The following is a 4,998-nucleotide window of genomic DNA, read 5'->3' on the forward strand; positions in this document are numbered from 1 at the left end:
GGACCAACCTCAACGGCCTGAGCCAGACCCCCGCCTTCACCGACCACCCACAGTCGTCATGGACCCGCACCCGCTACGGCAACACCTCCACCCAGGCCACCGTCGAAGGCATCAGCATCTCCGGCGTTGGCCACCAACTGCCGATGAACGGCCAACTCGCCTACGCCATCTCCTTCCTCGGCCTCGACGGCACCACACCATCGTCCCCCTCACCCAGCCCCTCCCCCAGCCCGTCGGCGTCTCCGTCGCCCACGCCCTCGCCCAGCCCGTCACGCAGCCCCTCACCTAGCCCGTCGCCGAGCAGCACGCCGTCGCCGTCCCCGTCGCCCACCGCGGGCTCGGGCGCCTGCCGGGTCAGCGCCACCGTCAACGCCTGGAACAACGGCCTGACCGAGAACCTCACCATCACCAACACCGGCTCCTCGGCCGTCAACGGCTGGTCGCTGGCCTTCACCCTCCCCAGCGGACAGACCATCACCAACGGATGGAACGCCACCTACTCCCCCACCAGCGGACAGGTCACGGCGAAGAACATGAGCTACAACGGATCGCTGGCCCCCGGAGCCTCCACCGAGGTCGGCTTCCAGGCCACCCACACCGGCAACGCCGGCGAACCGGCCGCGTTCACCCTCAACGGTGCGACCTGCAGTGTGGCGTAACGGCCGCCTCCGACCGAGAAGAGGTGACGGGGCGATGCGGCGCCATCGCAGCGGTACCTGCCCCAGCGAAGAAGGTTCGATGAGACCGAGAGACGACCAGGAGGGCCGGTGGCGGATCTGACAGAGACCCGGGTCGCGGCCGCCGCGCGGATCAACACCGCGGTGGCGCACCCGGCTCGGGTGTACGACTATCTGCTGGGCGGCAAGGACAACTTCGCGGCCGACCGTACGGCGGCCGAGGAACTGGTCAAGCTGTCTCCCGGCACCCGGGAGGGCGTCCGCGCCCACCGTGCCTTTCTCCGCCGGGCGGTGCGGCACCTCGCCGACTCGGGTGTCTCGCAGTTCCTCGACATCGGCACCGGTATCCCCACCCAGGGCAACACCCATGAGATCGCGCAGGAGATCGACCCCCGCGCGCGGGTGGTCTACGTGGACAACGACCCGATCGTCCTGGTCCACGGCCGGGCTCTGCTGACCGGCACGGGAACGACCACGGTGATCGAGGCCGACCTCCGCCGGCCGGAGGAGATCCTGTCCCACCCCGAGGTCCTGGCGGTGATCGACTTCACGCGCCCGGTCGCCGTCATCCTGGCGGGCGTCCTGCACTTCGTCGCCGACGAGGAGGATCCGTACGCCACGGTGGAGCACATCAAGGCCGCCATGCCCGCGGGCAGCCGCCTGCTGCTGTCGCACATCACCCTCGACTTCGCGCCCCGGCTGCGTGAAGAGGACTTCGCCAAGCCCTACGACAACAGCACCGCGCCCATGGTCCCCCGTACGCACGCCGCCGTGGTGCGGTTCTTCGAGGGGTGGCACGTGGTCGATCCCGGCGTGGTCGAGGTGGTGAAGTGGCGGCCCGACCACAGGGAGCACCAGGAACACATCCCGGGCGGCGGTCATGCCTGGGCCTACGGCGGAGTCGCGATCAAGCCCTGATCGAAGGACCGGGGCGGCGCCCGCTTCACGGAGGAACCGGGAAGCGGCGCGGTCGCGGGTGAAGAGGTCCGTCGGAAATGCGCGACCCGGAATCCGGGCCGCGCATTCCCGATTTCCGCCTCGGTTACGGGCGTCGGTCGTGGTCGGGTGGATCGGCGGGACCCGCCGCCCGGCCCGCGGACCACCAGCGTGGTCCGCGGGCGTGGCGACCGGTCGTACCGGTGGGGCCGGGGGCCGCCACGGGCGAGCGGGTCAGGTCAGTTGCGGCTCCACTGCTGGTTGCCTCCGCCGTTGCAGGCCCACAGGACGAGCTTCGTGCCGTTGGCGGTGCCGGCGCTGTAGGCGTCCAGGCACAGCCCGGACTGGACGCCGGTGACGGTGCCGTCGGCGTTGAGGTTCCACTGCTGGTTGGCCCCGCCGCCGCAGTCCCAGATCACGACCTGGGTGCCGTTGCTCGTTCCCTGGCCGGAGGCGTCCAGGCACTTGTTGCCGTACACCTGGAGCTGCTTGCCGGAGGTGTAGCTCCACTGCTGGTTCGCCCCGCCGTTGCAGTCCCACAGCGCCACCTGAGTGCCGTTGGTCTGCGACTGGTTCGGCACGTCCACGCATCGGCCGCTGGCCAGGCCGCGCAGCACGTTGCCGTTGCCGGTGCCGGGGCCTCCCTGGCCCGGCGTGATCGTGAGGTTGTCGAACTGGGCCGTCTCGGTGGTGCTGGTGCCCACGCCGATCTGACCCGCACCCCAGGTGCCGTCGGTGACCGAGGCCACCTGCGTCCCGTCGATGCTCGCGGTGATGGTGCCGCCGGAGAAGCCCAGGGCCAGGGTGTGCCAGCGACCGGTGCCGAGCCCGGCGACGCTGCCGCTGCGGATCGTCGTCATCGCGTTGTCGACGTTGTTGCGGATGATCTGCCAGGCGCCGCCGTCGGTCACCCGCAGGTAGTAGGCGTTCAGTCCCTCGGGGCCGAAGGAGTGCTGGGCGCCCGCCCGGCCGATCAGCTCGGCGTAGCCGCTCTGCTCCAGCATCACGTCCGCGGAGACGGTGTAGTTGCTCCAGCTCAGGTCACCCAGCAGCGCGTACGGGTGGGACCCGCCGGTCCAGAGGATCGGCTGGCGCGGGGCCATCTGGCGCACGCACCGGCCGGACCGGCCGCCGCCGCAGCCCACGATCTCGAACGAACCCTGCATGTCCGAGAGGTACTTCGCCTCGCGGCCCACGGCGTAGGAGTCGAAGTCGTCGGAGTACGGCAGGGACATCGCGCCCCGGGCCGGGCTGGTCGCGGTGCCCTTGCCCTGGCCGGTCGTGGTCGTGATCGAGTACACGTACCCCGGCTGGGCCGTCAGCGAGAAGGCGCCGTTGGACGGGTTGATGTCGGCGGCGTGGACGAAGTAGTCGGCCGAGTTCCCCGAGTTGAGGTTGGTCGCCCACACGTGCACCTGCCCGGTGGACAGCCCGCCGGTCACGTTGAAGTTGAGCGTCTGGGCGCTGGTGGCGTCCATCGTCTCGACGATCGTGCTGTAGTCGGAGCCGCTGGGCGACCGCAGCGACACGTAGCTGCCGTTGTTGCGGTTGCCCCCGATGTAGCCGCTGGAGGAGTCCAGGTACTTCCAGCCGGGAGCGGTGAACTGCGTGGTGTGGCCCATCACCCAGGCGCTCTTGCCGATGGCGTAGTAACCGGACCACGGCTGCGGCGCCACCGCCACGCCCATCGTGGCGAAGGGCAGGTTCGGAGTGATCGCGGCGATGACCGGCCAGTTGATGTAGGCGGTCATCTTCCCGTCGATGTAGTCCCGGTTGATGCCCCGGGCCATCGCCTTGGCCCCGTCGTTGTAGTCGTCGGAGCCGTTCTCACTGGCCCACAGCACCTTGCCGGAGTTGATCGCGGTGGTGGAGCTGGGACAGCTCTGCTGGGGGCCGCGATAGCCGCAGACGTAGTGCGACCCGAACACGTCGACCGCGTTCCGGAAGGCGGCGTTGTTCGCCGCGTCGTCGGCGACCCCGAAGCCCCAGTCGTCGGAGGCCACGATCTTCACGTTGCTGTAGCCCCGCGAGTCGAGCGCCGTGTTGAGGTTGACATACCAGTTGAGGTTGCGGCCCTTCTCGTTCCAGCCGCCCAGGTAGTCGATGGTCAGCCCGTGGCTGTTCTTGGCACAGCCCAGCCAGTCGACCAGGTAGTTGATCGTGTCCTGGGACCAGAAGTTGCCGTTGCCGAGCCAGCCGGGGGCGCCCCAGGCCAGGCCCACCAGCTTGATGTTGGGGTTGCGGGCCTTGGCCTGCTCCATCAGCCACCACTCGTAACCCCGGTTGCAGTCGAGGTCGCCGGAGGTGTGCCGGTGGCTCGGCTCGGCTCCGTCGGTGGAGTTGGTGTCACCGCCGATCTCGACCTTGAGGATCTGCATCGAGGCGCCGTATCCCGGCTTGAACAGGTAGTCGAGGATCTGGCTGCGCTGCGGCTCGGGGTAGTCGACCAGCAGGCGGCTGTTGCCTCCGCCGCCGCTGATGGCGCCGACACCGTCGAAGGTGCGGCCGCCGGAACCGCCGTTGATCGTGATTCCGACCGCCGCCCGGGCCGGCGTCACGGCCACCAGGGACATCGCGACCGACAGGAGCGCGACAACCACGCTCATGGCGACGCGCGCCATACTTTCTCTTCGCCGACTCATAGGGGTCCTTTCGATGAGGTAGGGCGAAATCGACATGGCGGCAGTCCGGCCGAGAGCGGGCGCCGTCAGGGGCGCCCGCGGCCGGATGCCGGGGCTCGGGCTTCGACGTCACGTGACGTGCTGCCGCCGTACTGGAGCGCGCCGCCGCAGGCCCCCGAGCCCTGCGGCGGCGCGTCCTCGTATCACCGCCGGTTCAGCTGCGCCTGCTCCACTCCTCCGAGCGGGGGTGCACCGCCGTCGTCCTCAGGCGACGGTGCACGTGAGGGACCAGGCCGACGGGGCGCCGCCGGCGAGGAAGCCGAACGTCGTGGAGGCGGACGGCTGGAGTGAGCCGTTGTAGGAGGCGTTGGTCACCGACACGTCCGAGCCGCTGGTGCTCAGCGTGCCGTTCCAGACCTGGCTGATGGTCTGGCCGTTGCCCAGGGTCCATCTGACGGTCCAGCCGTTGACGGGCGCGGCGCCGGCTGTCACCGTGATCTCGCCCTGGTAGCCGCCGGACCAGGTGTTGGCGGTGCGGTAGGTCGCGTTGCAGGCGCCGCCGTCCGGCGTGGGGGTGATCGTCGGGCTGGGCGACGGCGACGGTGATGGCGACGATGGTGGTGATGGCGACGCCGACGGCGATGCCGGGGGTGTGGGCGAGGGGCTGGTGGTCGGCCCCCCGTTGCCGGTGAACTGCCACCAGTTCACGTTCATCAGGTAGCTGCTGCCGCCGGTGAACCGGAGATACAGGTCGTGGGTGCCGC

At 69.9% G+C, this 4,998-nt stretch carries 4 protein-coding genes; 2 read left to right on the forward strand and 2 right to left on the reverse strand.

What is annotated here, in order from left to right:
• Both FLX07_RS35670 and FLX07_RS35675 read left to right on the forward strand, forming a co-directional pair.
• The coding region (locus tag FLX07_RS35670) for a cellulose binding domain-containing protein (RefSeq protein WP_191049482.1) at nucleotides 1-659 on the forward strand (659 nt) is incomplete at its 5' end.
• Nucleotides 660-767: 108 nt separating this feature from the next.
• On the forward strand, nucleotides 768-1,595 hold the full coding sequence (locus FLX07_RS35675; protein WP_229689995.1) for an SAM-dependent methyltransferase: 828 nt from the start codon (nucleotides 768-770) through the stop codon (nucleotides 1,593-1,595).
• A gap of 257 nt (nucleotides 1,596-1,852) precedes the next feature.
• Here the strand turns inward: FLX07_RS35675 and FLX07_RS35680 are convergent, their stop codons facing one another.
• Both FLX07_RS35680 and FLX07_RS35685 read right to left on the reverse strand, forming a co-directional pair.
• The gene (locus FLX07_RS35680; RefSeq protein ID WP_208762576.1) at nucleotides 1,853-4,219 is read right to left on the reverse strand and encodes a ricin-type beta-trefoil lectin domain protein; all 2,367 of its coding nucleotides are present in this window, start codon (nucleotides 4,217-4,219) and stop codon (nucleotides 1,853-1,855) included.
• Between the two features lie 279 nt (nucleotides 4,220-4,498).
• Nucleotides 4,499-4,998: cellulose binding domain-containing protein (locus FLX07_RS35685; RefSeq protein WP_142576379.1), on the reverse strand; the 500-nt coding region annotated here is incomplete at its 5' end.

It is taken from the genome of Microbispora bryophytorum (genome assembly GCF_006874465.1).
In the GTDB taxonomy this organism is placed as follows: domain Bacteria; phylum Actinomycetota; class Actinomycetes; order Streptosporangiales; family Streptosporangiaceae; genus Microbispora; species Microbispora bryophytorum.

Bases quoted from the DNA above. Each gene is read 5' to 3' on its own strand.
- FLX07_RS35680 (WP_208762576.1), bottom strand. From the start codon at position 4,219: ATGAGCGTGGTTGTCGCGCTCCTGTCGGTCGCGATGTCCCTGGTGGCC.